23 protein-coding genes and 2 tRNA genes are annotated in these 26395 nt (G+C 71.4%); 7 read left to right on the top strand and 18 right to left on the bottom strand.

Annotated features, from left to right (window positions below):
• Positions 1–136 precede the first annotated feature (136 nt).
• The 6 genes from ACWGJB_RS44295 to ehuB form a co-directional block, all read right to left on the bottom strand.
• Positions 137–210, bottom strand: a tRNA-Lys gene (locus ACWGJB_RS44295).
• A 107-nt stretch (positions 211–317) separates the two neighbouring features.
• Positions 318–1076 (bottom strand): IclR family transcriptional regulator, encoded by a 759-nt coding sequence (locus ACWGJB_RS44300; RefSeq protein ID WP_453385711.1) that lies wholly within the window; start codon positions 1074–1076, stop codon positions 318–320.
• Between the two features lie 270 nt (positions 1077–1346).
• Positions 1347–2129: an ectoine/hydroxyectoine ABC transporter ATP-binding protein EhuA gene (ehuA, locus tag ACWGJB_RS44305; RefSeq protein WP_453385712.1), complete on the bottom strand. Its 783-nt coding sequence runs from the start codon at positions 2127–2129 to the stop codon at positions 1347–1349.
• Positions 2119–2769: an ectoine/hydroxyectoine ABC transporter permease subunit EhuD gene (gene ehuD, locus ACWGJB_RS44310; RefSeq protein ID WP_453385713.1), complete on the bottom strand. Its 651-nt coding sequence runs from the start codon at positions 2767–2769 to the stop codon at positions 2119–2121. Before ehuD ends, ehuA begins: the two co-directional genes overlap by 11 nt.
• Entirely contained in the window at positions 2766–3482 is a 717-nt protein-coding gene (gene ehuC, locus ACWGJB_RS44315; protein ID WP_453385714.1) for an ectoine/hydroxyectoine ABC transporter permease subunit EhuC, read from the bottom strand. The genes ehuD and ehuC overlap by 4 nt, the downstream gene beginning before the upstream one ends.
• Complete coding sequence (gene ehuB / locus ACWGJB_RS44320; RefSeq protein WP_453385715.1) at positions 3479–4408, bottom strand: ectoine/hydroxyectoine ABC transporter substrate-binding protein EhuB; 930 nt, start codon at positions 4406–4408, stop codon at positions 3479–3481. Before ehuB ends, ehuC begins: the two co-directional genes overlap by 4 nt.
• 47 nt (positions 4409–4455) lie before the next feature.
• Between ehuB and ACWGJB_RS44325 the strand changes: the two genes are divergently transcribed.
• Positions 4456–4950, top strand: coding sequence for a DUF3830 family protein (locus tag ACWGJB_RS44325; protein WP_453385716.1), 495 nt, complete (start codon positions 4456–4458; stop codon positions 4948–4950).
• A gap of 28 nt (positions 4951–4978) precedes the next feature.
• Here ACWGJB_RS44325 and ACWGJB_RS44330 read toward each other — a convergent pair whose 3' ends face one another.
• Both ACWGJB_RS44330 and ACWGJB_RS44335 read right to left on the bottom strand, forming a co-directional pair.
• Positions 4979–6832, bottom strand: a complete 1854-nt coding sequence (locus ACWGJB_RS44330; protein WP_453385717.1) for a right-handed parallel beta-helix repeat-containing protein — start codon at positions 6830–6832, stop codon at positions 4979–4981.
• Positions 6833–6948: 116 nt separating this feature from the next.
• Positions 6949–7959 (bottom strand): LacI family DNA-binding transcriptional regulator, encoded by a 1011-nt coding sequence (locus ACWGJB_RS44335; RefSeq protein ID WP_453385718.1) that lies wholly within the window; start codon positions 7957–7959, stop codon positions 6949–6951.
• 199 nt (positions 7960–8158) lie between these two features.
• On the opposite strand from ACWGJB_RS44335, the gene ACWGJB_RS44340 reads away from it, so the two are divergent.
• Positions 8159–10117 (top strand): hypothetical protein, encoded by a 1959-nt coding sequence (locus ACWGJB_RS44340; protein ID WP_453385719.1) that lies wholly within the window; start codon positions 8159–8161, stop codon positions 10115–10117.
• A 28-nt stretch (positions 10118–10145) separates the two neighbouring features.
• Here ACWGJB_RS44340 and ACWGJB_RS44345 read toward each other — a convergent pair whose 3' ends face one another.
• Positions 10146–11558 carry an amidase gene (locus ACWGJB_RS44345; protein ID WP_453385720.1) on the bottom strand — a complete coding sequence of 471 codons (1413 nt, stop codon included), beginning with the start codon at positions 11556–11558 and terminating at the stop codon, positions 10146–10148.
• A gap of 20 nt (positions 11559–11578) precedes the next feature.
• Positions 11579–12532, bottom strand: coding sequence for a D-2-hydroxyacid dehydrogenase (locus ACWGJB_RS44350; protein ID WP_453385721.1), 954 nt, complete (start codon positions 12530–12532; stop codon positions 11579–11581).
• Between the two features lie 135 nt (positions 12533–12667).
• Here ACWGJB_RS44350 and ACWGJB_RS44355 point away from each other — a divergent pair, with 135 nt between their 5' ends.
• The 3 genes from ACWGJB_RS44355 (at position 12668) to ACWGJB_RS44365 (ending at position 15513) form a co-directional block, all read left to right on the top strand.
• On the top strand, positions 12668–13465 hold the full coding sequence (locus tag ACWGJB_RS44355) for a maleate cis-trans isomerase family protein (RefSeq protein ID WP_453385722.1): 798 nt from the start codon (positions 12668–12670) through the stop codon (positions 13463–13465).
• A complete protein-coding gene (locus ACWGJB_RS44360) occupies positions 13462–14193 on the top strand; it encodes a maleate cis-trans isomerase family protein (protein WP_453385723.1) in 732 nt (243 codons plus the stop codon). Before ACWGJB_RS44355 ends, ACWGJB_RS44360 begins: the two co-directional genes overlap by 4 nt.
• 222 nt (positions 14194–14415) lie before the next feature.
• Positions 14416–15513 carry an LLM class flavin-dependent oxidoreductase gene (locus tag ACWGJB_RS44365; protein ID WP_453385724.1) on the top strand — a complete coding sequence of 366 codons (1098 nt, stop codon included), beginning with the start codon at positions 14416–14418 and terminating at the stop codon, positions 15511–15513.
• Here the strand turns inward: ACWGJB_RS44365 and ACWGJB_RS44370 are convergent.
• Complete coding sequence (locus tag ACWGJB_RS44370; RefSeq protein WP_453385725.1) at positions 15483–17399, bottom strand: putative bifunctional diguanylate cyclase/phosphodiesterase; 1917 nt, start codon at positions 17397–17399, stop codon at positions 15483–15485. The two genes, ACWGJB_RS44365 and ACWGJB_RS44370, sit on opposite strands and share 31 nt — an antisense overlap.
• A gap of 350 nt (positions 17400–17749) precedes the next feature.
• Between ACWGJB_RS44370 and ACWGJB_RS44375 the strand changes: the two genes are divergently transcribed.
• Complete coding sequence (locus ACWGJB_RS44375; RefSeq protein ID WP_453385749.1) at positions 17750–18964, top strand: M6 family metalloprotease domain-containing protein; 1215 nt, start codon at positions 17750–17752, stop codon at positions 18962–18964.
• Between the two features lie 156 nt (positions 18965–19120).
• On the opposite strand, the gene ACWGJB_RS44380 is transcribed toward ACWGJB_RS44375, so the two are convergent.
• The 7 genes from ACWGJB_RS44380 to ACWGJB_RS44410 all read right to left on the bottom strand — a co-directional run bounded on the left by ACWGJB_RS44380 (position 19121) and on the right by ACWGJB_RS44410 (position 25579).
• Positions 19121–19194: transfer RNA gene (locus ACWGJB_RS44380), tRNA-Lys, on the bottom strand.
• On the bottom strand, positions 19185–19811 hold the full coding sequence (locus tag ACWGJB_RS44385) for a bifunctional DNA primase/polymerase (RefSeq protein ID WP_453385726.1): 627 nt from the start codon (positions 19809–19811) through the stop codon (positions 19185–19187). The genes ACWGJB_RS44380 and ACWGJB_RS44385 overlap by 10 nt, the downstream gene beginning before the upstream one ends.
• A 128-nt stretch (positions 19812–19939) precedes the next feature.
• Entirely contained in the window at positions 19940–20305 is a 366-nt protein-coding gene (locus tag ACWGJB_RS44390) for a hypothetical protein (protein WP_384477583.1), read from the bottom strand.
• Between the two features lie 292 nt (positions 20306–20597).
• On the bottom strand, positions 20598–21938 hold the full coding sequence (locus ACWGJB_RS44395) for an AAA domain-containing protein (protein ID WP_453385727.1): 1341 nt from the start codon (positions 21936–21938) through the stop codon (positions 20598–20600).
• On the bottom strand, positions 21935–23524 hold the full coding sequence (locus ACWGJB_RS44400; RefSeq protein ID WP_453385728.1) for a hypothetical protein: 1590 nt from the start codon (positions 23522–23524) through the stop codon (positions 21935–21937). The genes ACWGJB_RS44395 and ACWGJB_RS44400 overlap by 4 nt, the downstream gene beginning before the upstream one ends.
• Complete coding sequence (locus ACWGJB_RS44405; RefSeq protein WP_453385729.1) at positions 23515–24729, bottom strand: hypothetical protein; 1215 nt, start codon at positions 24727–24729, stop codon at positions 23515–23517. Before ACWGJB_RS44405 ends, ACWGJB_RS44400 begins: the two co-directional genes overlap by 10 nt.
• Positions 24626–25579: a phosphatase PAP2 family protein gene (locus ACWGJB_RS44410; RefSeq protein WP_453385730.1), complete on the bottom strand. Its 954-nt coding sequence runs from the start codon at positions 25577–25579 to the stop codon at positions 24626–24628. The genes ACWGJB_RS44405 and ACWGJB_RS44410 overlap by 104 nt, the downstream gene beginning before the upstream one ends.
• Before the next feature lie 211 nt (positions 25580–25790).
• Between ACWGJB_RS44410 and ACWGJB_RS44415 the strand changes: the two genes are divergently transcribed.
• Positions 25791–26387: a histidine phosphatase family protein gene (locus tag ACWGJB_RS44415; RefSeq protein WP_453385731.1), complete on the top strand. Its 597-nt coding sequence runs from the start codon at positions 25791–25793 to the stop codon at positions 26385–26387.
• The last annotated feature ends 8 nt before the right edge of the window (positions 26388–26395 follow it).

The following is a 26395-nucleotide window of genomic DNA, read 5'->3' on the forward strand; positions in this document are numbered from 1 at the left end:
CCCCTCGTCTCCACGAGGGGCCCTTCGGCGGGGGGTGTGGGTGGCGGATCCCCCACCGCGCGCGGTGCAGCCGCGCAATAACAGAGAGGGCGAGCAACGTCCGCGCTTCCGCGGACAAAGCTCGCCCTCTTCGTTGTGCGCCGCCAGGGACTCGAACCCCGGACCCGCTGATTAAGAGTCAGCTGCTCTAACCAACTGAGCTAGCGGCGCATGACTCTCGCCGAACCGTCCGATCTGTGTCTCGCGGCTGGCGACGAAGAAAATACTACCTGGTCCGCGGGGGTGCTTCCGACCGGCCCCGGAGGGAAGCCGTCGGCTCAGATGGCGAGGGAGAGCAGCAGCGGGGCCGCGCTGCGGTTCAGGGCGTCGGCGGCCTGCCGGAGCCGGTGCGCGTGCTCGACCGGCAGGGACAGGGCCAGGCAGCCCACCGCCGAGCCGGCGGTGATCGGCACCGCCGCGCACACCGTGCCGATCGCGTACTCCTGGAGGTCCAGGACCGGCACCGTCGGCGGCTGGGCCGCCAGCCGGGAGAGCAGCAGCTTGTCGCTGGTGATGGTGCGCGAGGTGAGGCGGGCCATCTTGTGCCGGGAGAGATGGTCGCGGCGGCCGTTGTGGTCGAGCTGGGTGAGCAGGCTCTTGCCGATCGCGGTGGCGTGCGCTGAGGAGCGGAAGTCCACCCACTCGTTGACCGCGGGGGTGCCCGGGCCGGCCGCGTACGGGCCGATCCGCACCTCGCCGTCGACGTACCGGCTGAGGTAGACCGCCGCGCCGACCGAGTCGCGCAGCCGGTCGAGGGTCAGCTGGAGCTGCTTGTCGAGGGCGCGCTCCCGGTCGTGCGCGGAGCCGAGGCGGCGCAGGGTCTCACCGGTGACGTAGGCGCCGTCGGCGACCTGCTCGACGTAGCCCTCGCGGCGCAGCATGCGCAGCAGCGCGGTCAGCCGCTCGGGCTCGAGGCCGGTCCGGCGGGCCAGCTCGGTGTCGGTGACGCCGTCGGCTTGCCCCGCCACCGTCTCCAGAACGCGCAGCGCGTCCTGGGCGGAGTGGTACGGGGCGGTCGGCTCGTGCTTCAGCGCCACGGTGAATCCCCCTGCGCTCGCTTGGCGATGCTGCCTTCGGCAGCACTGCTTGGGCCGTGATCCGGGCAACGGATCCTCTCCACGATAACGGGCAGCAGCCGGAAACGGAGGGGGTGTTGGCGAGATTCCGGCCCTCCCAGCTGCGACGAAGACCCGTTGGCATATGCCAGCGGAATGAGCTGACCGCTGGACCTCGGGTGATCGAGCATTCACTTCATGTAATCATGACATCGCGCGGGGAATCTTTTACGACGGTTTGCGCGGAGACGCTTACAGCACCGCGCTGAGGAACTCCCGGGTCCGCTCGTGCTCGGGCTCGCTGAAGATCCGCTCCGGCGGGCCCGCCTCGATGATCCGGCCCGAGTCGAACATCAGGACCTGGTCGGAGATGTCCCGGGCGAAGTTCATCTCGTGGGTCACGCAGAGCATGGTGATGTCGGTGGTGCGGGCGATGTCCCTGAGCAGGTCGAGGACGCCCGCGACCAGCTCGGGGTCGAGCGCCGAGGTCACCTCGTCGAGGAGCAGCACCTTCGGCCGCATGGCCAGGGCGCGGGCGATCGCCACCCGCTGCTGCTGGCCGCCGGAGAGCTGGGTCGGCCGGGCGTCGCACTTGTCGGCCAGGCCCACCAGGTCGAGCAGCTCCCGGGCGCGCGCCTCCGCCTCGTCCTTCGGCAGGCCGAGTACGGTCACCGGGGCCTCGGTGAGGTTGCGCAGCACGGTCATGTTCGGGAACAGGTTGAACTGCTGGAACACCATCCCGATCTGCTTGCGGACCTCCCGCAGCTCCTTCTCCGACGCCGGGAAGAGCCGCTGCCCGTCGACGGTGATGGTGCCCGCGTCCGGCTTGGTCAGGGTCATCAGCAGCCGCAGGATCGTGGTCTTGCCGGAGCCGGAGGGCCCGATCAGGGTGACGTGCCGGCCCGCCTGCACGGAGAGGTCAAGGCCGTCGAGGACGGTGTTGTCCCCGAACCGCTTGGTCACCCCCTCGATGCGGATCAGCTCGGTGGACGTCGTATCGGCGGTACTCGGCTGCTTGCTGGTCTCAACGGACAAGGCGACGCTCCAGGGTGCGCAGAAGAAGGGAGGCGAGGTAGGAGATGACGATGAAGGCGACGCCGATCACCGTCACCGGCTCGGTGAACTGGAAGTGCTGCTGGGAGAAGAGCCGTGCCTGCCCGAGCATCTCCAGCACGGTGATCGACATCAGGATCGGCGTGTCCTTGAGCATCGAGATCACGTAGTTGCCGAGCGGCGGCACGACCCGGCGCAGCGCCTGCGGCAGGATCACCGCCGTCCAGGTCCGCCGCATCGGCAGGTTCAGCGCCGTCGCCGCCTCCCACTGGCCGGCCGGCACGGCCTCGATACCGGCCCGGTAGACCTGCATGGTGTACGTCGAGTAGTGCAGGCCGATCGCGAAGACACCGGTGGTCAGCGCGGAGAACGTCAGCCCCCACTCGGGTAGCACGTAGAACAGGAAGAACAGCTGCACCAGCAGCGGGGTGTTGCGGACGAACTCGGTCACCACGCCCACCGGCCAGCGCACCCACCTGGTCGGGGTCCGCATCAGCAGCGTCCACACCAGCCCCAGCGAGAACGAGATCAGCGAGCCGAGGACCAGCGCCTCCAGGGTGACCAGCAGGCCGTCCCAGAAGTGCGGCATGAACTCGCTGACGGCACTCCAGTCCCACTTCACGCGACACCACCGACCCCGGTCGTCTGCGCACGCTTGGCCTCACGTGCCGTCTGTTCGCTGCCCGGGTCCTTGCCGATCCCGGCCTTCAGCCGCTTCTCCAGGCCGCGCATCAGCCGGGTGATGACGAACGCGATCACGAAGTAGATCAGCAGCAGATACGTGTAGATGTGCGCGCTCTCCTGCAGCGCCAGGCGCACCAGGTTCCCGCTGAACGCCAGGTCGCCCATGCCGGTGATCGACACCAGCGCGGTGCCCTTGAGCAGTTCGACCAGCAGGTTGCAGAAGGAGGGGATCATCTCCGGCACCGCCTGCGGCAGCAGGATCAGCCGCAGCCGCTGCCAGGGAGTGAAGCTGAGCGCGATCCCGCCCTCCTTCTGCGCCGGGTCGACCGCGTTCAGCGCGCCGCGCACGATCTCCGAGCCGTACGCGCCGTAGGTCAGCCCGAGCGCGAGGGTGCCCGCCCACAGCGGCACCAGCTGCCAGCCGAAGGCGACCGGCAGCACGAAGAACACCCAGAAGATCATCACCAGCGCCGAGGTGCCACGGAACACCTCGGTGTAGAAGCCGGCGAGGAACCGCACGAACCAGTGCCGGCTCGTCCGCGCCACGCCCACCACGAAGGCCACCGCCGTCATCAACAGCCCGCTCAGCGCGAGCAGTTGGACGGTGGTCCAGACACCCTTGAGTACGAGGTCCCACAGTCCCGAGGTCATCCGCTCTTCCCTCCCCCGCACAGCTTCTTCGCCGTCAGGTCGGTCATCTCGGCCTCGGTGAAGCCGAACGGCCGCAGGATCCGGAACAGTTCGCCGCTCTTCTTGAGCTTGTGCAGCTCCACGTTGAAGGCGTCCCGCAACTTCGTCTCGGCCGACCGGAACGCGAAGGCGCCCCCGTCCACGTGCGGTTTGCCGCCGACGAGCGGCGTGAACGGCTTGGTCGCCTCGGCCTTGGCGGACTTCTTGACCACCTCGCGGGTGGTGAGCGCGGTCCCGGCGAAGACGTCGACGCGTCCGGCCTCCACGGCGTTCAGCCCGGCGACCTGGTCCGGCACGATCAGGATGTCGCTCTCCTTGTACCCCGCCTCGACCGCGTACTGGATCTCCGCGTACCCGGTCCCGGTGGCGAACTTCGCCTTCTTGGCGACGACGTCCTTGTAGTCGTGCAGCCCCTTGGGGTTCCCCTTGCGCACGATGAACGAGTCGAGCATCTGGTAGTCGGGATCGGCGAAGATCACCTGCTCACAGCGCTCCGGGTTGACGTACATCCCGGCGGCCACGACGTCGAACTGCTGCGAGTTCAGCCCCGGGATCAGCGAACCGAACTCGGTCGGCACCGGCTGCACCTTGTCGACCCCGAGCCGCTTGAAGATCGCCTTCGCCAGCTCCGGTGCCTCACCGGTGAGATGACCGTCCTTGTCGATGTACCCGAAGGGGATCTCACCGGCTATTCCGAGCCGTACGACACCCTGGGCGCGCAGCCGTTGCAGCAGGTCACCGCCGTCGGTGCCGGCCGCGGTGGCCACGCGGGTGCAGCCGGCGGCGGCGAGCGCGCCGATGGCGGCGGCACCCGCGAGCACCGCACGCCGGGTTTGTCTGGATTCATACCCAGATGTGTCTGTCTCGTTCCCAAGTGGTGGAGCCATGGCGGCGCGGCTACCCGAGGCCAATCGACTTATGCATCATGGATGACATGGCCGATCGATTCATCGAAGTCTCGCTGGTCACCCGCGGGGTCCGGGCCACGGCCCGGCTGCTGGACGACCGGGCGCCGGTGACCTGTGCCGCCGTCTGGGACGCCCTGCCACTCGCGGGCGACGTCTACCACGCCAAGTACGCCCGCAACGAGATCTACGCTCTTTTCCCGCCATTCGCGGCGACGGAACCGCCCCTGGAGAACCCGACCGTCACGCCCATCCCCGGCGACCTCTGCTACTTCTCCTTCGCCGGCGCGGAGTTGGGCACGAAGGCCTACGGCTACGACCGCGAGGTACGCCCCGGCACCACGGTCGTCGACCTGGCCCTCTTCTACGAACGCAACAACCTGCTGCTCAACGGCGATGTGGGCTGGGTGCCGGGGATCGTGTGGGGCGAGGTGGTGGCGGGCCTGCCGGACCTGGCCGAGGCCTGCAACGACCTGTGGCGGACGGGGGCGGCGGGGGAGACCCTGGCTTTCCGCAGGGCCTAGCCGCCGCCCCCTGCCCGGCCGCCGTGCCTCAGTCGGCGACCACGGACGTGTTGAGGCCCTTGGCGTAGTGGTTGTGCGCGATCCGGATGCCCGAACTGCCGTGGAAGACGAACAGCGGTGAGGTGTACGGCGGCCGGTCCGCCCCGTCCAGCCGCCGGACGGTGTTGCCGGTGAAGGCGAACCCGCCGACGCTCTTGGCGTTGACGACGGTGACGTCACCGATGTCGAACGCGTTGTCCTCGACCTTGATGTTGTGGTGCACGGGGTTCGCCGGGTCGACGACCTGATTGGTCGGCTCCACGAAGATGACCGGACCGCTGGGCCGGGTGAAGGTGTTGCCGCGGATCGTCAGGTCGGAGACGGGCCCGGACTCGTACCACTGGTAGGCGTCCGCGGAGACGTAGATGCTGGCCATGGACATCGCGTCGAACCGGTTGCCGGTGATCAGGACGGGCTTGCGGGTGGTGACCAGCACCCCGCGGGTCGGCACGTTGCGGAAGACGTTGCCGGAGATGAGGACCGACGGGGTGGCCGTGATGTTCTCGACGACCGTGCCGCCGATCTCGGTCCCGGCAGGGACCGGCCGGTCGAAGCTGACGGTCATCGTGGTCAGCGGCTTGTCGTGGTCCATCCCGCTCGGCCCGTCGACCGCGGTGACCTTCGCGTGCGCCGGCGAAAGCCGGGTCATCGTCCGCTTGGTGGTGAACTCGACCTCGTCACCCGGGGCGAACTGCGGGAACCCGGCGGTCTGCGGGTGCTCGTAGGCGAGGGTGAGGGTGTTCGGCCCGGGTTGCCCGACGACTTCGAGATAGGTGCCGTGGATGTTGATCGGGTCGTCGTGCGGGCCGTCGAAGACGCTCCGGGTGATCGAGACCCTGCCCTTGACGCCCGACATCTGCACGAAGTCCGCGAACGAGGCCGTGGAGCGGCCGGACGTCGGATCGGGTGCGAAGTTCACCCTGTCGATGGAGATGTTCTCGCTGAACTGCCCCACCACACCGAAGGACTGGAGGTAGTAGGCGTTCATCGAGCGCATCGTGACGTTCTTCGACTCCCAGATGAAGGCGCCCGGCTCGGTCCGCTCGATGAGGCGCATCTGGTAGACGAGCCCGGCATCCGTCGGCTGTGACGAGCTGTTGTAGTCGATCCGGATCCGGCGACCGCCGAGGTCGGTGACGGCGGCGACATCGTTGAACAACGGGTTGTCCGCGCGCCAGGTCTTCTGCGCCTTGGGGTCGTGGATCTGGGTGTACTGGAGTCCGTCGACCCCCGACCAGTACGGCTGCCCGGTGGCCGGGCTCTTCTCGCCGAGCCAGGTGATGTGCGTGCCGTTCACCTCGTACGGGCTGCCGGCCGGGATCTTCAGGACGCGGTAGGCGTGCCCGTCGGTGACACCGGTGGTGGCGACGGTCGCGTCGATGACCTCGGGGGCCGCGTAGTCGAACGAGAAGTTCTGGAACGTCACATTGGTCGAGCGGATCGACGCGAACGCCGTCTGGAGGCCGTGGTACTCGAGCTTGGCCCCGCCGCCGTCGACGGTGACGTCGTGCATGTCCTCGATCAGCAGCCCGATCTTCTTGTCCCGGTAACGCTGGTCGGCGCCCACGGTGTTGGACACGTACAGCTCACGTGTCTCGGCCCGCTCGGGATAGAGCTGGTAGGTGCCCTTCGAGAAGACGATCCTGACCGGCCGGTCGAGGCTCCTGGCGTGCCGCAGCGCCGCGGTGACGGCGGGCGCCGAGTCCGTCCGGCCGGTGGGGTCGGCGCCGTAGTCGTCCACGTCGACCACCACCGGCGCCGCCTTCGGCGCCGCGGCGACAGGACCGGCCGCCCCGCCGCCGAGCAGCGCGAGCGCCACTCCGAGAAGCGCGAACCGAGACATGGGCATAGTCCCTCCGGAGCATGCATGAGCGATGAAATACCCGATGAATAGCGGGAGTTACCGCCGACGATCCGGTCGGATCTCCGTGCAGAGTCTGCATAGATCCGATGTCTGGGTCAATGGTCCCGACGGACAGACGCCACCGCGGCCGTGCTCGCGCGGATCACCAGCTCGGGGTCGAAGAGGAGTTCGCCGACCGGGACCTCGCGGTTGCCCACCAGGGCGAGGACGCTGCGGGCCACCTCCGCGGCCAGGCGGTCGGCCGGCTGGCGGACCGTGGTGAGCGGAGGGTCGACGAAGTCCATGATCATGGCGCCGTCGTAGCCGACGACCGACACGTCGCCCGGGACGTCGTACCCCTGGCGGCGCGCGCCGCGGATCGCGCCCAGGGCCATGTAGTCGCTGGCGGCGACGATGGCCGTGGCGCCCCGGCCGAGCAGCGAGATCGCGGCGGACTGGCCGCCCTCGACGGTGTAGGACTGCCGGACCACCCACTGCTCCGGATCCTCGACCCCGCGCTTGACGAGCGAGGAGACGAAGCCGCTGACCCGGCGGTCCGCCGGGCGGTTGCCGACCGGGCCCGACGCCATGCCGATCCGGCGGTGACCGAGGCGGTGCAGGTGGTCGACGGCGAGTTCGGCGGCCAGCAGGTCGTCGGTGGAGAAGACCGGCACATCGCCCACGCCCTCGAACTCGCCGTTGACCCCGACGAAGGGGATCCTGCGGGAGCGCAGCAGTTCGTACGCGGCCGGGTCCGCGCCCTCGATCGTGTTGCTGGCCGACAGGAAGACCACCGCGGCGACGCCCCGGTCGGCGAGGGAGGTCACGAAGTCCAGCTCCTGCACGCCGCCGGGGAAGCACGGGCACAGGACCGTCTTCAGGCCGTGCGGGGCGAGCGTGGACTCGATCCGTTCGCAGACGTCGGCGAAGAACGGGTTGGAGACGAACTCGGTGATGACCGCGATCAGCTGGCCCCGGGTCTGCCGCTCGTACCCGAGGTCGGCCATCGCCCGCTCGACCGCCTCGCGGGTCTTGCGCGCCACGCCCTGACGCCGGTTGATGACCCGGCTGACGGTGGCCTCGCTCACCTGCGCCCGCTCCGCGACCTCGGTGATGCCCACCTTCATAACGGTCCCGCCCTACGTCGCTTGCACGAATGAGATGAAAACTTTCAGCGCATCATGCCATGGAAAACGGCAGCAAGTCTGCGGGTCTTGCAGGTTTCTTCTGCATGACCATTGAAGCGCTTCTCCGGGCCCTGTTAGCTTGCGGCCACCGCTCGGCCGCCCCACCCGCCCGACCGCAGTGATCGAGACCGGAGACCCGATGAAGCCCTCAAGGCTCATGCTGCTCACCGCCGTTGCCCTGCTCGCACCGATGGCCCCCGCCGTGTCGGCCGAGGCGGCACCGGGCCCCCGCCCCCAACTCGCCATCCCCGACCCCGGCTTCGAGGACGGCGGCACCGGCTGGACCTTCGGCCCGGGCACCGGGGTCGGCACCGGCAACCGGCACGGCGGCACCCGTTTCCTCTACCTCGACGCCGGAGCCGGCAAGAGCGCCGAACTCACCCTCGTAGCTCCCCGGAACGGCAGCTACGACTTCTCCGCGTGGATCGGCAGCGCCGGCACCGGCGGCACCTACACGGTCCGGCGCAACGGCGAGACCGTCGGCACGGTCGACCTGCCGCAGCACGCCGGCTACGCCCGCTACACCATCAGCCGCGTCGGCCTGAGGACCGGCGACCGGCTGGAGATCGCCTTCGGCTCCGGCAGCTCCTGGGTCAACGCGGACGACCTGATGATCTCTCCCGCCGCACCGGCCGACCCGAAGGTCACCTCGTCCGACCCCGAGGTCGCCGAGATGTTCGCCTGGGCCCAGAAGAAGGCCAACAGCTGGGTTCAACTGCCCGGCACGACAGGCCCGGTCAACGTCGACGAGTACCAGACCGGCGGCACCGGCACCGCGTCGTACGAGCCCACCTACTGGGCCGGATACGCCAACCGCAGCGCCTACTACTCCCGTGACATGACCCACCAGCTCGCCGGCGCCCACCTCATCGGCCTCGACGCCGAGAACGAGACCATGCTCCGCTCCTACGCGGCATCGGCCACCGCCGAGCACAAGTACTTCCCGGTGTGGTCCCTCAACTTCGACGCCAAGACCTACCTGAGCATCGACTACAAGAGCCCGGACAACTTCGTGCGCGAGGTGCCGGCCACCTTCGAACTCGTCGAGAAGGCGGCCCAGGCCTACCTCTGGACCGGCGACCGCAGATACGTCGACGACCCGGTGCTGTGGGACTTCTACCGGCACGCCACCGAGCAGTTCATCGACCTGCACAACTCCGCCAAGGACAACGGCAAGGTCAAGGTCGCCGAGGGCACGGGCCAGGGCATCTTCGCCGGTGCCGCCAGCTACAACGAGCAGGACGGCGACGGCCTCGCCGAGGCCGGGGACGGCATCGCCTCCGAGTACCAGGCGTATCTGGCGATGGCGATCCTCGCCCGCGGCAAGGGCGACACCGCGCTGGCCAGGACCTACGACAAGCGTGCCGCCGACCTGAAGACGTACTTCAACGACGACTGGAGCGGTACCGGCAGCGGCGCCGACATGGTCCGCGCCTACACCCTGTCCGGCACCCCGGTCACCGGCTGGGGCAAGGAGAACAGCGTCTTCATGCCGATGAAGCAGATCATCGACCCCGGCCCGCGCAACGACGCCTACCTCGACTACATCGAGAAGCAGGAGCTGGGGCCGGAGGGGTCGCCCAACATCGAGTCGACGACCTACCTGCCCGACATGTTCTTCAGGAACAACCGCGACGACACCGCCTGGCAGTGGATGCAGAAGATCTACGGCGAGCGGGAGACCCAGCACGTCAACTCCAGCCAGGGCCCCGACGGCGACTACCCCGAGGTGTCGTTCACCCTGGTCAGCCAGACCATCCAGGGCCTGATGGGCATCACGCCGGACGCCCCGGACCACAAGGTGACCACACAGTCGCGGCTGCCGTCCGGCATGAAGTGGCTCCAGGCGGCGGACGTCCCCATCGGCACGGGCACCGTCACCGTGCGGCACGACGGCGCGACGAAGACCACGCTGACGAACAACGCGCGCACCGGCGCCTACCGTTGGGAGGCCCGCTTCCCCGGCGTGCACCGGAAGATCGAGGTCGACGGCGTCCCCCAGCGGGTCCGCACCAAGAAGGTCGACGGCGTGACGTACACGTACGCGACACCGACGGTACGGGCGGGACGGACGGCGGTGGTGCAGGTGACCGGCTGAGGCACGGGCCGCTCCCCGGCGCGCTCCGTCAGTCCACGACGGCGCCCGGCGGGACCGCGGCCGCGCCCGCCTCGTACAGCGCATGGGCCGCCCGCAGCACCAGATCGTCCCGATGGCGGGCGGCCACGAACTGCAGCCCCACCGGCAGCCCGCCCCCGTCCACGCCCACGGGTACGGTCGCGGCCGGCTGCTGGGTCAGGTTGAAGGGGTACGTGAACGGGGTCCACCCCGTCCAGCGCCGGAATCCGGAGTTCTCCGGCACCTCCGCCCCCGCCTCGAACGCGGTGATCGGCAGGGTCGGCGTGACCAGGAGGTCGTACCGCTCGTGGAAGAGACCCATCCGGCGGCCCAGGTCCATCCGGACGTCCACCGCCGCCAGATACTCCAGGGCACTCAGCCGGGCCCCCTGCCCGCAGATCTCCCGCAGCCCGGGGTCCAGCAACTCCCGCTGCTCGGGGGAGAAACGCTGGATCACCCGGGCCGCCCCCGCGAACCACAGAGCGTGGAACGCCTCCACCGGGTCGCTGAAGTCCGGGTCGGTCTCCTCGACGTACGCGCCCAGTTCGGCCAGCCACGTCACCGCCCGCCGTACCGCCGCCGCGACCCCCGGACCGACCGCCACCTGGCCGCCCAGCGTCGGTGAGAACGCCACCCGCAGTCCGCGCACACCTGCGGAGAGGCCCGCCGTGAAGGAACCCGGGGCGGGACCCAGCGCCGACCAGTCCCGGGCGTCCGGTGCGCCGATCACGTCCAGCAGCAGTGCCGCGTCGGCCGCGTCCCGGGTCATCGGGCCCACGTGCGACAGCGTGCCGAAGGCGCTCGCGGGATAGAGCGGGACGCGGCCGTACGTCGGTTTCAGGGCGAAGACTCCGCAGAAGGCCGCCGGGATGCGCACGCTGCCGCCGCCGTCCGTGCCCAGCGACAGGGGCCCGGCGCCCAGGGCGACGGCCGCCGCGCTGCCCCCGCTCGAACCGCCGGCGGTGCGGGAGGGGTCGTACGGGTTGCGGGTGATGCCGGAGAGCGGGGAGTCGGTCACGCCCTTCCAGCCGTACTCGGGGGTGGTGGTCTTGCCGATGAACACCGCGCCGTGTTCGCGCAGCCGGGCCACCGAGGGCGCGTCCTCGTCCCAGCTCCCGCTCGCCGAGATCGTCCTGGAGCCGCGCAGGGTCGGATGGCCGCGCATCAGCAGGATGTCCTTGACCGTCACCGGGACACCGTCGACCAGTCCCCTCGGTTCGCCCCGCCGCCACCGCTCCGCCGACTGTGCCGCCTGCGCCAGGGCGTCCTCCTCGGTGAGACGGACGAAGGCGTTGACCTCCGGCTGGATCCGGGCCGCCCGTTCCAGGGCCGCCCGGGCGGCCTCCACCGGGCCGAACTCCCCCGTGCGGAAGCCGTCGAGGAGTTGCCGGGCGGTGAGGTCGGTGAGGTCGGTGAGCTGCATGAGGGGCACCCTCCCGGGAGTCAGTGACCGGGCACGTAACCGCGTTTCTTGTCGACCACGTTCAGCAGAGACCTGCCCGCCGCCCACCGTTCGTACAACTCCACGAACTGAGTGCCCAGTTCGTCCCGCCAGCCGACCGTGTCCCCGCTCATGTGCGGCGAGACGATGAGGCCCGGCACGTCCCACAGCGGGCTGTCGGCGGGCAGCGGCTCGGTGGTGAAGACGTCCAGGGCCGCGGCGGCGATCCAGCGCCGGGTCAACGCCCGCACCAGCGCCTCCTCGTCGACCAGCTGGCCGCGGCCGACGTTGATGAAGCAGGCCGACGGCTGCATCACGCCGAAGCGGTGCGCGTCGAACATGCCCTGCGTCTGCTCGGTCAGCGGGGCGGCCGCGATCACCCAGTCCGCGCGGGACATCAGCCGGTCCAGGTCGCCGGGGCCGTGGATGCCGGTGCGCGGGACGCGGCCGACCAGCGCGGTGGTGATGTCGAGCGCCTTGAGGGTGCGGACGATCGCCCGGCCGATCGGGCCGGAGCCCACCACGCACGCGCGGGTGCCGCCGACCCGCCGCGCCTCGCGGTGCCGCCAGGTCCGCTCCCGCTGGAGGCCGAGGGTCTCGGGGAGATCCTTGGCGATCGCGAGGACCAGCGCGGCCACGTACTCGGCGATGGGCCCGTCGAAGACCCCGCGCGCGTTGGTGACGACCGTGTCGGACGCGGCCAGCTCGGGGCACATCAGATGGTCGACGCCCGCGCTGGCGGTGTGCACCCACCGAGGGCGCGGTCCCGTGCCCGGCCAGGCCTCGCGCACGGCGTGCGAGGCGAAGTCCCAGACGAGCAGGACGTCCGCCTCGGGCAGCCGGGCCGCCAGGCCCGCCGCGTCCGTGTGCACGATCCGTGCGTGGCCGGTGAGCCGGCCGAGCCGCGGGGGCGGGTCGGTGTCCAGGACCAGCACGGTGGGCGGGGCCTGCGTCATCGTGGGGACGGCTCCCTACGTCTGGCATGCGCGGATTGACCACGCTCGCACCCGAACCTACCTTCGTCAACACGGACGTACCCGCCGACCGTTGCCCCTCCTCTTCTGATTCTGACCTGAGGCCGGTGACTTCCCATGGACGTCTCCTTTCTGGGCGGACCTCGCCCCCAGCGCGGTGTCGGCGTCGTGGCGCCCTTCGACTTCGCGCTCGATCGTGAACTGTGGCGCTGGGTGCCCGACGACGTGTCCCTGCACCTGACCAGGACCCCGTTCGTGCCCGTCGAGGTCAGTCTCGACCTCGCCCGGCTGGTCAGCGAGCACGAGACGCTCGGCGACGCGGTGCGCGCGCTGACCGCCGTCGCACCCGAGGTGGTCGCCTACGCGTGCACCTCCGGCAGCTTCGTCGGCGGCATCGCCGGGGAGCGCGCGATGTGCGAGGCGATGACCCGGTCCGGTGCGGTGCCCGCGCTCACCACATCCGGTGCGCTGCTCGACGCACTGACCCAGCTGGGCGTACGGCGGCTCGCGCTGGTCACGCCCTACACGGTCTCGGTGACGCGGGTGCTCGAGGAGTACGTGGCGGAGGCGGGCATCCAGGTCGCCGGCTGTGCGTTCATGGGGCTGACCCGGCACATCTGGCAGGTGCCGTACCGGGACGTGGTCGCCATGGCCCGGCAGGCGGTACGGCCCGGCGCCGCCGACGCCCTGTTCATCTCCTGCACCAACCTGCCCACCTACGACGTCATCCCCCAGCTGGAGGCCGAGCTACGGGTGCCCGTCCTGTCGGCCAACCAGGTCACGATGTGGGCGGCGCTGCGCAGGCTGGGTACCCGAGCCGTTGGGCCCTATCAGACGCTGATCGGTCATCCGGACGGATCGGCGCCACGGGAGTGGCCCGTACTGCCGGAAGAACAGCAGGAAGGGTGGACATGACAGCGCTCGGAATCCTCTATCCGGGGCACTCCGCGGAGGACGACTACCCGCGCATCGAGCAGCTCCTCGGCAGCGACGTCCGGGTGGACGTCGTCCACACCGACATCGGCGAGGACGCGCACCGGGTGGACGCGCTGCGGGAGATCGGATCGGCGCGGCGGCTGGCGGCCGGGGTGGACGAACTGCGGCTCGCCGGCGCGGACGCGGTGGTGTGGGCGTGCACCAGCGGAAGCTTCGTGTACGGCTGGGAGGGCGCCCACCAGCAGATCCGGGACCTCGCCCAGGCGGCCGGGCTGCCGGCGTCGTCCACGTCCTTCGCGTTCGTGCACGCGGCGCGGGAGCTCGGGGTACGACGGGTGGCGGTCGGCGCGACCTACCCGGACGACGTGGCCCAGCTCTTCGCGGACTTCCTGCGGGCCGGGGGCCTGGAGGTCACCGGGGTCCGCTCGTCGGGGATCGTCACGGCGGCGGAGGTGGGGACGTGGGGTGAGGAGGAGGTGCTCACGCTGGCGCGGACCGCGGACGCCTCCGGCGCGGAGGCGGTACTCCTCCCGGACACGGCACTCCACACGGTGGCCCATCTGCCACTTCTGGAGAAGGCGCTGTCCAAGCCGGTGCTCACGGCGAACCAGGTGACCGTGTGGGAGGGCCTGCGACTGGCCGACCGCCGGCTGAACGAGCCGGCGCTGGGCACCCTGTTCACCCGCCAACCGATCGTCCAGGTCTGACGGGCCCCCGTACCAGGGGGCTCCGCCCCCTGGACCCCCGGGACCCACCGCCCACCCACCACCCGACTCGGTCGGTACAAGGGAGCCGTCTGGGGGTGGGGGATCGGCTGGGTCGGTATGGCGGGGCGGAGAGCCTGCCGGCGGCGTCGGGAATAACCGGAGCCATCCTCCTGTTATGGCCCTCCAGTACAGCTCGCGGTCGTAAAACAGGAGGCTCTCACCGTGTCGGCAGACGAGATCCGGGGCATCACGCACGGGACCGCCCCCGTCCCCCTCTCCGTACTGGACCTGGTGACCGTAGGCACCGGCAGTACCGCCACCGACGCCCTGCGGACCAGCGTGGAGCTCGCGCGGCTCACCGAGGCCCGCGGCTTCCAGCGGTTCTGGGTCGCCGAGCACCACTCCATGCCGGGGGTGGCCTCCTCCTCGCCCGCCGTGATCCTCGCCCACCTCGCCGCCCACACGGAGCGCATCCGGCTGGGTTCGGGCGGTGTCATGCTGCCCAACCACGCGCCGCTCGTCATCGCGGAGCAGTTCGGCACGCTGGAGGCGATGGCCCCGGGGCGGGTCGACCTGGGTCTCGGCCGGGCGCCGGGCACGGACGGGGCCACCGCGGCCGCCCTCCGCCGTACCCAGACCCTCAACGAGGGCGCCGACGACTTCCCCCAGCAGCTCGCCGAGCTCACCCGGTTCCTGGACGACGACTTCCCGGACGGCCACCCGTACCGCCGGATCCACGCCATCCCGGGCCCCGTCCAGAGCACCAGCCCCGGCGGTGTGCAGTCCCCGCACCGGCCGGTCGTCTGGCTGCTCGGTTCCTCCGGCTTCAGCGCCCGGCTCGCCGGCATGCTCGGGCTGCCGTTCGCCTTCGCGCACCACTTCTCCGCGCAGAACACCGTCCCGGCCCTGGACCTCTACCGCGAGTCCTTCAGCCCGTCCGCCGTCCTCGACGAGCCGTACGCCCTCATCGGCGTCTCCGCGCTCGCCGTGGACGAGGAGCGCGAGGCCCGGCGCCAGGTGCGGGCCGGCGCGGTGAACATGCTGCGGCTGCGCACCGGGCGGCCCGGTCTGTTCCCCGACCCGGACGACGTCGAGAAGCACGAGTTCTCCCCGATGGAGGAGGAGTTCGTGCACTCCTGGACCGCCAACATCGTGCACGGCACCGCCGACGAGGTGCGCGCCGGTCTCGACGACCTCCAGAAGCGCACCGGCGCCGACGAGCTGATGCTCACCACGCACGCCCACCGCGGCGAGCTGCGCCTGCGCTCCTACGAACTGATCGCCGACGCCTACGGTTTGCCGACCGGGGTGTCCGCGTAGGTCCGGGTGCCCAGCAGCTCGGAGATACGATCCGGCGCCACCGGCCGGGAGTACAGCCACCCCTGGCCGGTGTCGCAGCCGATGTGCCGCAGCCGCGAGGCCTGCGCCGAGGTCTCGACGCATTCGGCGGTGACGGTGAGGCCGAGCCGGTGGGCCAGCTGGATCATCGCCTCCACCACGACCTCGTCGGCGGGGTTCGGGCGGTCGCCCGGGTCGTCGTACTGGAAGCCCCGGACGAAGGAACCGTCCAGCTTGAGCACCGACACCGGGAGCCGGCTGAGGTAGGCGAGGTTGGAGTAGCCGGTGCCGAAGTCGTCGATGGCGATACGGACGCCCATGTCGCTGAGGGCCTGAAGGACCTGCAGCGGCCGGCCGGCCGAGCCCATCACGGCCGACTCCGTCAGCTCCAGCTGGAGCAGATGCGGCGCCAGGCCGGTCTCGGCGAGGGTCTCCGCCACGTCCGCCACCAGGTCGGAGTCCCAGACCTGGCGCACGGCCACGTTCACGCTCACGAAGATCGGCGGCTCGCCGGGGTGGTCCAGCTGCCACCGGCGGGCCTGCCGGCAGGCGGTGGTCAGGGCCCAGCGGCCGAGCGGGACGATCGAGCCGTCCTCCTCCGCCAATCCGATGAACCGATTCGGCGTTAGTGTGCCGAACTGCGGGTGGTTCCAGCGGACCAGGGCTTCGACCCCGCTCAGCCGCCCGTCCTCCATGCCCACCAGCGGCTGGTACTCGAGCACGAACTCGCCGCGCTCGATGGCCGGGCGGAGGGTGGAGGAGAGCGCCTGACGGGTGACCAGGTGCGCGTTGCGCTCCGGGTCGAAGAGCGTCCAGCGGGACTTGCCGTCGGCCTTCGCCCAGTAGAGGGTCGTGTCGGCGGCCTGCATCAGACCGGTGGCCGTCGTACCCGCCGCATGGCGCTCCACCACCCCGATCGAGGCCGACAGGGAGAGCCGCTGGCCGGCCAGGTCGAACGGCGCCTGGAGGGCTGCCAGCGCCGACTCGGCCAGATCGGCCAGCTGCTCGGTGCCCGTCGAGTCCTCGACCAGCAGGGCGAACTCGTCGCCGCCGAGGCGGGCCACCAGCGGCACCCCGGCCCGCGCGATGCCGGCGTCGTCGGCGATCCGGGTCAGCCGTTCGGCGACGGCGGCCAGCAGCCGGTCGCCCACCCGGTGGCCGAGGGTGTCGTTGACCGCCTTGAAACCGTCAAGGTCCAGGTAGCACAGGCCGATTCGGCCGGTACCGCTCTGCTCGTACGACTCCGCCTCCAGCGCCGCCGAGAGCCGCTCGAAGAACAACGTCCGGTTGGGCAGCCGGGTCACCGGGTCATGCATCTGCAAGTGCCGCAGCCGGGCCTGGAGTTCGCGGCGAGCGCTGATGTCGGAGACCGACATCAGGACGCCCGGGGTGTCCTTCGCCAGCGGGGAGACGGTGACCTGGACCCAGAGCGAGTGCCCGTCGGGGTGCTTGAGCCGACGGGTGCAGCGCAGCTTGGCCTGCCGGCCGCGCAGTACCTCGCGATAGGCGTGCCAGGTGCGGGCGTCGGAGGCCAGATCCACCAGATCCGCGGCGATCCGACCGGTCAGGCCGGCCGGGTCGGCGCCGATCAGGGCGCCGAACGCCGCGTTGGCGGTGCTGACCAGGCCTTCGCGATCGACGACGGCCATGGACAGCGCGGCGGCCGTGAAGGCGTGCTCGTACATCGTCGGATCCGGCGTCGCGCCTGTCGGCTCTGTCGGCTCTGTCGTATCTGTCGTCTGTGGTGTCTCGCCTGTCTTCGGGTCGGTCGTCTGGTTGTACGACTTCCGACAGATATTGTCACTCTCTGTGACGGCGGACCGGTCGAGGTCTGCCGCGGGCGTCGGCCCTTCGGACGTTCCGCTCACCGCTCGCTCCCGCAGTGCACTCGATCTCTGTCCGTGCAGGAAAGTGTGCCGATCATAGAGGCTGGCCCGAGGGCCTTCCAGCCACTGTCCAGTGTCCACGATGAAGCACCGGTTCTGACAGATCGTTTCTGCCCGCACCTGGACGGGTTCTTGAGTCGCCTGGCCACTTGTGACGTTCCGTGAGTTTCCCGGGGTGTCGGCCGTTCGGGTTCCTCACCCTTCTGGTGCAGATAAACAGGTCATATGACGACAAACTCGCACAGGCTGGGTGGCGGTGTCCCGCGAACCGTCCCGGAGGTCCTTCCGTGCCGCGTCTCCTGCTGCGCAGCACCGCCGCCGTGTTCACCACGATGTCGGCGCTCGTCGCGACGACGATCCTGACCGGACCGTCGGCCGCCGAGCCGTTCTCCACGGCCCCCTGCGCCCTGCACCGGACCGATGCGCACCACTCCGAGGGCGTCGACACCTGGAACGCCGACTACACCCGCCCCACCCACCCGCTCTCGGCCGTGATGGTCTTCCTCTCCTTCCCGGACGCGCCCCCGCGCAGCACCCCCACGGAGCTGGTCGCCGACCACTTCCCGGCCACCAGCCGCTACTACGAGCAGGCCTCCTACGGGAAGTTCACCATCCGGCCGCACCCGCTGACGCACTGGCTGCGGATGCCCAGGCCCTCGGTCGCCTACGGCATGAAGCGCGACTGGAGCCTGGTGCTGCGGGCCGCCTACCTGCGGGACGCGTTCGCGGCGGCCGATCCCGAGGTCGACTTCTCGCGCTACGACGTCGTGTACTTCGTGGCCGACCCGGACGCGCCCGGCGTCGACTCCGACGCCACGAAGGTGGTCAACCTGGACGTCCCGGTGCACGTCGACGGCACGGACGTCCGCCGGGTGGTCACCGTCTTCGAGAAGCATCCGCCGGACCGGCTGGTTCTCGCCCATGAGACCGGGCATGTCTTCGACCTTCCCGACCTCTACCACCGCCCGGTGGACGGCAAGGGCGACTGGGACACCTACGTCGGCGACTGGGATCTGATGGGCAGCCAGTTCGGGCTGTCCCCGGACCTCCTCGCCTGGCACAAGTGGAAGCTCGGATGGCTGGATCCGCGCCAGGTGGTGTGCGTACGGGGGGTCACGCCGACCCGGCTGACCCTGGAGCCGCTGTCCGCCGGACCCGGGGTGCCGGCGCAGGGCGCCGCGGGTGCGCCGGCCTTCGGGCTCGGCGACGGCACCAAACTGGCGGTGGTGCGCACCGGGCCCGACACCGTGCTGGCCTTCGAGGCGCGGGGCATGTCCGGCAACGACAGCGCGGCCTGCCGGGAGGGCATCCTCGTCTACCGGGTCCGCGACGAGACGGCCTCCGGCGGCGGCCCGATCGAGGTGATCGACGCCCATCCGCATACCGAGGCCTGCTGGGAGAACTCCGTCTACCCGCCGCTGGCCGACGCCCCGGTCGCCCTCGGCGAGAGCTTCACGGTCCCGAGGGACGGCGTGCGGGTCGAGGTGGAGGGGCGGACGGCGTCCGGCGCGTGGAATGTGAAGATCACGCCGAGGGAGCTGGACTGACACGCCGACGACGGAGTCGTAAAGGCGACGCGGTCGGAAAGGTGACACGGTCGCAAAGGCGACGGGGTCGCAAAGGTGACCGGGGTCAGAAGGGCGACAAGTTCGGAAACACGAAAGGCCAAGCTCACAGGAGCTTGGCCTTTCGCCTACTTCGCGTGCGCCGCCAGGGACTCGAACCCCGGACCCGCTGATTAAGAGTCAGCTGCTCTAACCAACTGAGCTAGCGGCGCCTGCTGACGTCGTAGACCTTAGCATCCTGATCGGCGGGAGGAAAAATCGATATCCGCACGGCCGAGCGAGCGGCCCGTACCGCGGCCCAGAGCAGGATTTCCGGTCCGGGGAGCCAGGGGTGCCGGGTATCCGGGGCGACCAGCCAGCGCGTGCTGGCCGGGGCGGCTGGGGCGGCCGGGGCGGGGGACCGGTCGCCGTGCAGCGCCGGGACGGTCACCGCGTCGCCGGTGCCGTGGCACAGCAGCGGCGGTACGGCCTGGCTGCGGCCGCCCCACTCCTCCCAGCTCAGCAGCGACGGCAGCCGGGCGGCGGTGCCGGTGGCGGCGAACAGGAGCATCCGGCCCCGGAACACCGCGACCGGCCCGGAGCCCGGTCCCTCGTCCCACAGCCGGTCCAGCATGCGGCGGCCGAACACCGCCGGAGTGTTCACCACGTCGAACACCGAGCCGCAGGGCAGTACGACCGGGGCATCCGGCCGCTCCTCCCAGAAGGCGAGCGTGCTCCGCGGATACGTTCCTGCGGAGGCGAGCCAGGCGGCTCCGTCGGAGGTGACCCCGGCGGCGTCGGAGCGCTCGCCGGGGCCGTGGAGAGGCGTCTCGTGCGGTGTGCTGCTCATAGGGAATTGATACCCATCGTGAGACTGCGCTCGCCGTGAGTTGCGGAAAACCGGGACGGGATGGACCGGAGGGAGTATCTTGCCCGCCTGGCATATGCCGCGTGCGGCACCCCGCTCCACGGAGACCGCTAGAGGGGCTCTGCCGGCTCCGCGTCCTCGCTGCCCTTCAGCAGGTCCCGGCCGAACTCGACCATCTTCTTCGCGTAGTCCTCGGTCCACTCGGCCCGCGCGGCGATGTCGGCCGGGGTCAGGCGGTCGAAGCGGCGCGGGTCGGCGAGCTGGGCGGCGGCCATGGCCTGGAACTCCACCGCCCGGTCGGTGGCCACGCGGAACGCCTGGGTCAGCTCGGTCGCGCGCGCCAGCAGCGCCCCGGGGTCGTCGATCGACTCCAGGCCGAAGAAGTGCTCCGGGTCGGCGACCGCTGCGACCGGCTCGAAGAGCAGGTGCGCGGGGCGTAGCCGCGGTTCGTTCCGACGCGGCGTGGGCTCCGCCATGTCTGGTCCTCCTCGTACGGTTCGGTGCCTACGGCTCGATGGCCACCGTCCATTCTCTCGCGCCCGCGCAAGCCCACCCCAAGGCCGCCGGCTGACTCTCTGCTCAGCCGGGTGAGCGAAAACGCCCGGTGCCGGACCGGCCGGGCGTCATGGTCGCCAGCTGATTCGGTGTTCGGCGAGATGGGCCAGGACCGCATGGTTGGCCTCCCAGCCGTCCGGGCTGTTTTTGTCGGCCGCCTCCGGCGGCGTGCCGGACTCCGTCCGGTGGATGGGGTGGTGAGCGGGGCCTTCGTCAGGGTCGCCAGGTCACTCGGTGTTCGGCGAGATGGGCCAGGACCGCATGGTTGGCCTCCCAGCCGTCCGGGAACTTGACGAGGGTTCCCAGTTGGACCGGTTCTGTCGAGGGGTAGTCGTCCAGGAGGTCGGTCACGCCGGCGCGGCAGATCACGATGCAGGCCTGGCGGTGCCGGGAGGCGAGGACGCACAGGCGGCCAGTCTCCAGGTGGAAGGCGGTGGCGTCGGGGCGGCCGGAGAGCGGGTGGAGGACGATCGTCACGTCGTACTCGCGGCCCTGGAGGCGATTGGCGGTGTCGACGGTGATGTCCGTCACGCCCAGCTCCGCCAGGGCCGCGCGGACCGCCGCCGCCTGGTCTCGGTGGGCCGTGCCGACGGCGATCCGGTCGGCGGTGAGGGGGGACGGATCGGGCGAGCGTTCGGAGAGCGCCGCTCCGCCCCGGTCGAGCAGTCGTCGTACCACCGTCGCCACCGCCCGGACCGCCTCCGGGTCGGTGCGCGGGGTGTGCCGGGCGGGCAGCTCCAGCAGGCCCCAGCCGGACTCGGCCGCCTCGTCGATGACCCGGTCGGGCCCGGAGCCGTCGGAGGGCACGGCGAAGGCCAGCCGGCGGTCGCCGTGGTCGGTGCCGCTGCGGAACGGGGTGTACGGGTAGAACGCGCCGGAGACGAGCGCGGCGGCGGAGGCGGGGAGGCGCCAGGAGACCGGGAGCCGGTGCTGGGGCAGGCCCGGGTTGTGGGCGAGCAGGGTGGAGACCGCCGAGGCCGAGGGGTCGTACGACAGACCCGCCCACTGCTCGCTGCCCACCGTCGCGAACGGGTCCAGCTGGCCGGGGTCGCCCACGAACAGCGCCCGTTCGAACAGCCCGGCCACGGCGAGCAGCGAGTCCGAGCGCATCTGGTACGCCTCGTCGACGATCGCGTGCCGCCAGGGCTCGTCCACCGTGACATGCGCCCACTTCGCGGCGGTGGACAGCACCACCGGTGCCTCCCGCAGGTCGGCCGCCTTCGCCGACTTGCGGACGTTCGGCAGGTCGTCCAGCGCCTTGTCGTACGGGTCGGCGTCACTGCTGTGCAGCCGGCCGACGGGCAGCTCCGGGTTCTTCTCGGCGAGCCTGAGGACCAGGTCGTCGACCTGCGCGTTCGTCTGCGCCACCACCATCAGGGGGCGGCCTGCCGCGGCGAGTTCGAGGGCCGCGCGGACCACCAGCGTGGACTTGCCGGCGCCCGGCGGGGAGTCCACGACCACGCCCCGGTCGGTGCCGTGCAGGGTGTCGTGGAGGATCGCGTCGGTGGCGCGGGTGGCGGCCGCACCCGGGTCGAAATCGACGTCGGCGGTCACAGCACGTCCTCCTCGGTCACCGTGTCGGCCCGCTCCGCCGCGGCCTCGCCCGGCGGGCCGCCGTGGGTCCACGGGGTCGCCTCCGGGTCGGGCAGCTTCGCCCCGCCGCGCTGCTCGTGTTCGAACAGGGTGAAGGTGAGCCGGTCGCCCTTCTCCGGGACCGACCCGACCTCCGGCTCCTTGCCCCGGCCCATCTTGTCCAGGACCCGGAGCACCAGGACCCCCTCGGCCTCGTACCCGACGAACTCCATGGACTGCGGTTTGCCGCCCAGCGAGCGGTACGCCTTAGCGCGCTCCCCGAGATGCGGCCGGTCCTCCGTGCGCAGGGTCACCAGCGGGCGCGGGCTGGGCCGCTTGCCCTCGCTGTACGCCATGACGACATCGAGGACCTCGCCCGCGAACGCCTCCCCGGTCAGCCGCCGCCCCGCCATCACCAGCGGGTCGTCGAGCGCCTCCTGGGCGTCCAGCCGGGCCTGTTCGCGCTCGCGGGTGGCCAGCTTGTTGGCGGCGGTGACCGCGTCGTCGCGGCGCGGCTGCGGGGGCTCGCCGGCCAGCACCCGGTCCCGGTGACCGGTGAACGACCAGCGGTCGCGGGTCCACCGCTCCTCGACCCGGGCGCCCTCCGGCAGCCGGTGCAGCAGGTCGAGGCCGCGCCAGACCGCGTCCCAGGTGGGCCGGGTCCGGCTGGCGACGAGGTCGCGGACCTCCCGCTCGGCGGCGGTGAGGATCGCCAGCCGGGTGTCGGCCTGGAGGCCGTCCTCGGCGCCGGCCAGGGCGGTACGGGCGCGGTCGTACCGCTCGAAGGCGGGGGCCAGCAGCTTGTTGTCGAACGCCGGGTCGGTGGCCGGGCCGGCCGGCGGGCACAGCAACTGGCCGTCGCCGTCCCGGGCCAGCTCGGCCACGCGCGCCGCTTCCGCGCCCGTGCTGCCCTGCGGCGGGTCGATCCAGGCGAGCAGTGCGCCCAGGTGCTGGTCCTCGACGCCGGACTGCCCGGTCGCCCAGTGCCGGGAGAGCAGGTCCGTCATGGCGAGGAGGAGGGAGGAGCCGGGGACGCGGGCGCGCTCGCCGAAGTGGGTGAGCCAGCGGCCGAGCAACGGCACCCGGGGCGGGGCCGGGTAGGGCGCCTCCGGGTCCTGCTCCGCCGTGCGCCTGAAGCGCGTCGACCGCCCCAGCAGCCGTACGTACTCGATGCCCGCGCGGCCCGGGACGATCAACTGGGGCGCGTCCGCGCACAGTTCCACCTCGACCTTGACCCGCTTGCCGGTCTCCGGGTCGGTCTCGGTGCGCTCGGCCGCCTCGACCGAGCCGGCGTAGGACTCCAGGTACGGCAGGACGACGTCGGCGAGCTCGGCGAGGAACGCGAACCGCAGGTCACGGTCGCGCGGCTGCGGTACGACCAGCAGGCGCGGGGCGTCCCGGTCGGTGCCGACCAGGGCGCCCAGGGGCGCACCCGCCTCACCCGAGGTGGTGAGCGGCACGAAGACGAGGGGGCGCCCGGACAGGTGCCGGTGGCGGACGGTCGCGGCGGGCTGGGCGGTGCCCGTGCTCACGGCTTCGAGACGGGCGAGGGTGGTGATCAGGGACACATGGCCCCCTGGGCGCTCAGCGCTTCGGCGCGCAGGGCCGCCGCCCGGCGCAGGGCCGCCACCGCCGGGTCGGCCGGGTCGCCGCTGTCGCCGCGCGCCGCCGACAGGACGTCCTCGACGGTGGTCAGCCCGCCCAGCTCGGCCCGGACCGCACGGCCGAGCGTGGTGACCTCGTCGGCCGCGCGGGAGCGCTGCCGGCAGTGGAAGGCCAGTTCGCAGGCGGACAGGCACTCGGGCGCGTAGGCCGCCGGGACCGCTTCGACGGCCGCCGTCAGCTGCTCGGCGGGCAGGCCGGGCGCGAAGCAGGTGCCCTCCGGGAGGGTGTCGGCGATGTCCTGGATGCGGGTGAGCCGGGCCAGCTGCCGGGCGGTGACCGCGCGCTGCTTGCGGACGTCGACGGCGGCGGCGGTGGGCAGGTTGGAGAAGTCCTTGGGGCAGACCAGCAGCACGTCGTGCCGTACCCGCGGGGCGGGGTCGAGGCGGGCCGCGACCTCCTCGAGGGCCAGCACGTACACCGCCGCCTGCCGGGCGGCCGCCCCGACCTTCGCCGGGTCCGCCGAACCGTCCAGCATGGGGAAGGACTTGATCTCGACGACCGTCCAGCTGCCGTCGGGGTGCACGACCACCGCGTCCGGCTCGAGGAACGCCGGGGAGCCGGCCACCTGGAGGGCCAGCATCGGGTGGTCGAGGAGAACCCAGCCGCCTGCCTCGCCGTCCTTCTCGCCGACCGTGTCGCCTGTCGCGGCGGCTTCGCGCAGCGCCAGTGCCGTACGGGCCGTACGCCCCTCCGGGCCGATCGCGGCCAGGTCGGGCACGGCGGCCCGCTCGGCCGGCTCGGCGCCCGGATCGAGGTGCTTGCGCACCAGCCGCAGCAACTCCGCCCCGCCGTCCGCCTTCACCTTCGCCTCGAAGGCGTTGCCCCGGGTCAGCGCGAACTGGGACTGGCCGAAGGCCGACGGTGCGCCGAGGGCGCTGGCCAGCGCGGTCTTGTCCACCCCGGCGCCGTCCAGGATCGCCCGCCGTCGGCACCCCGGGTTCGCCGCGAGCGCCGCGAGGGCGCGCGCGTCGAGGGCCTTGGCGGGGACGTCGGGGCCGCGCAGCTCAGCGAGCTGGTGCCGGAGCGCCGTCCCCCGCGTCGGTGGGGGCGGCGTCCGGTTCGGCTCCGGAGGCGAGCCGGGACTCGCGCTGCGATGGAATGCGCTCACCCGCCGAAGTCTGGCATCCGCCACTGACAATCGGGGAAACCGTGCCGCCGGAGCGTGCTGCGACCAGTGAGGTGCCCTGGGTCACCCGGACCCGGACGAAGTCCGCGGCCCGCATCACGTACGGCGCGATCAGGTAGCCGACGCCCATCACGAACACGCCCGCGACCGCGTCCAGGAAGTAGTGGTTGGCGGTGCCCATGACCACGATCGCGGTCAGCAGCGGGTAGGCCACGCCGAGGACCTTGGTCAGGCGGTTGCCGCCGTGACGCCACAGCATGACCCCGCACCACAGCGCCCAGCCGCAGTGCAGGCTCGGCATCGCCGCGTACTGGTTGGTCATGCCGCCGAGACCGCGCGGGGCGCTGGCGTCACCGTCCCACCAGCCGTACGAGCTGTACTGCGCCATCGTGTCGACGAAGCCGTACTTCACGTCCAGCAGCCGGGGCGGGCAGGTGGGCAGCAGGGTGAAGCCGATCAGGCCGATGAACGTGGACGTCATCAGCCAGGTGCGGGCCCGCCGGTAGATCTCGGCGCGCCTGCGGAACAGGAAGACCAGGATCACCGGGGTGATCAGGTAGTGCAGCGAGGCGTACCAGAAGTCCGCGGGTATGCCGAGCCACGCCTCCCGCGTGAACAGGCGGTTGAGCGGGTGCTCGGCGTTGAGGTGCAGGGCCTTCTCGATGCGCAGGATCGCCAGGCCGTGGTCGACGGCGGTCGAGGTGTCGCCGCGTGCGAGCAGGCGGCCGGCCGTGTAGCAGCTGTACACCAGCAGTATCAGCGGCAACTCGGTCCACCAGCGGAGTCGGGTCGGCGCAGTCACCTCGGTGCCCCGTTTCTCGGTCTGCGGCATCCGACTGCCTCCCCCTTCTCGTCCCTGTCCGCGCGGCACCCGGCGGGCCGACCGTGACACTTTACGTTGCGCGCATTCCCGCCCATGCGGGGCGCTCAGCCCTCAAAGACGCGGAGACCGCCCGCCGGGTTGCCCGTTCCCGGCGCGTTCCCAGGGTGGGTGATGATGGAGGTGTCCCGCTTCCGAATTTCTCCCGAAGGGTTCGTCCTCCATGGCACCGCGCATCCTGCTGGCCCGGCACGGACAGACGGAGTGGTCGCTGTCCGGCAAGCACACCGGCAGGACCGACGTACCGCTCCTCGAGGAGGGCCGGCGGGGGGCCAAGCTGCTGGGCGAGCGCCTGCACCGGCCGCCGTACGACGGTCTCGCGGACGCCGAGATACGCACCAGCCCGCTGGCACGCGCGCGTGAGACGTGCGAACTCGCCGGGTTCGGTGACCGGGCCGAGCGGTGGGACACGCTGATGGAATGGGACTACGGGGCGTACGAGGGCCTGACCCCGGCGGAGATCCAGGCGGCCCGGCCGGGCTGGCTGATCTGGCGGGACGGCGTTCCCGGGGGCGAGTCCCTGGCGGAGGTGACCGCGCGGGCGGACGAGGCCGTCGCCTGGGCCCGCTCGGCCGATCGGGACGTACTGGTGTTCGCCCACGGTCACATCCTGCGGTCGATCGGGGCGCGGTGGCTGGGCCTGCCGCTGGACTTCGCGGCACGGATCCGCTTGAACCCGACGTCGCTGTCGGTGCTCGGGTGGGCCTACGGCGAGCCCGCGATCGAGAGCTGGAACGACTCGGGGCACTTGGCGGGCTGACGGTGGGC

The organism is Streptomyces sp. NPDC054813, assembly GCF_053611365.1.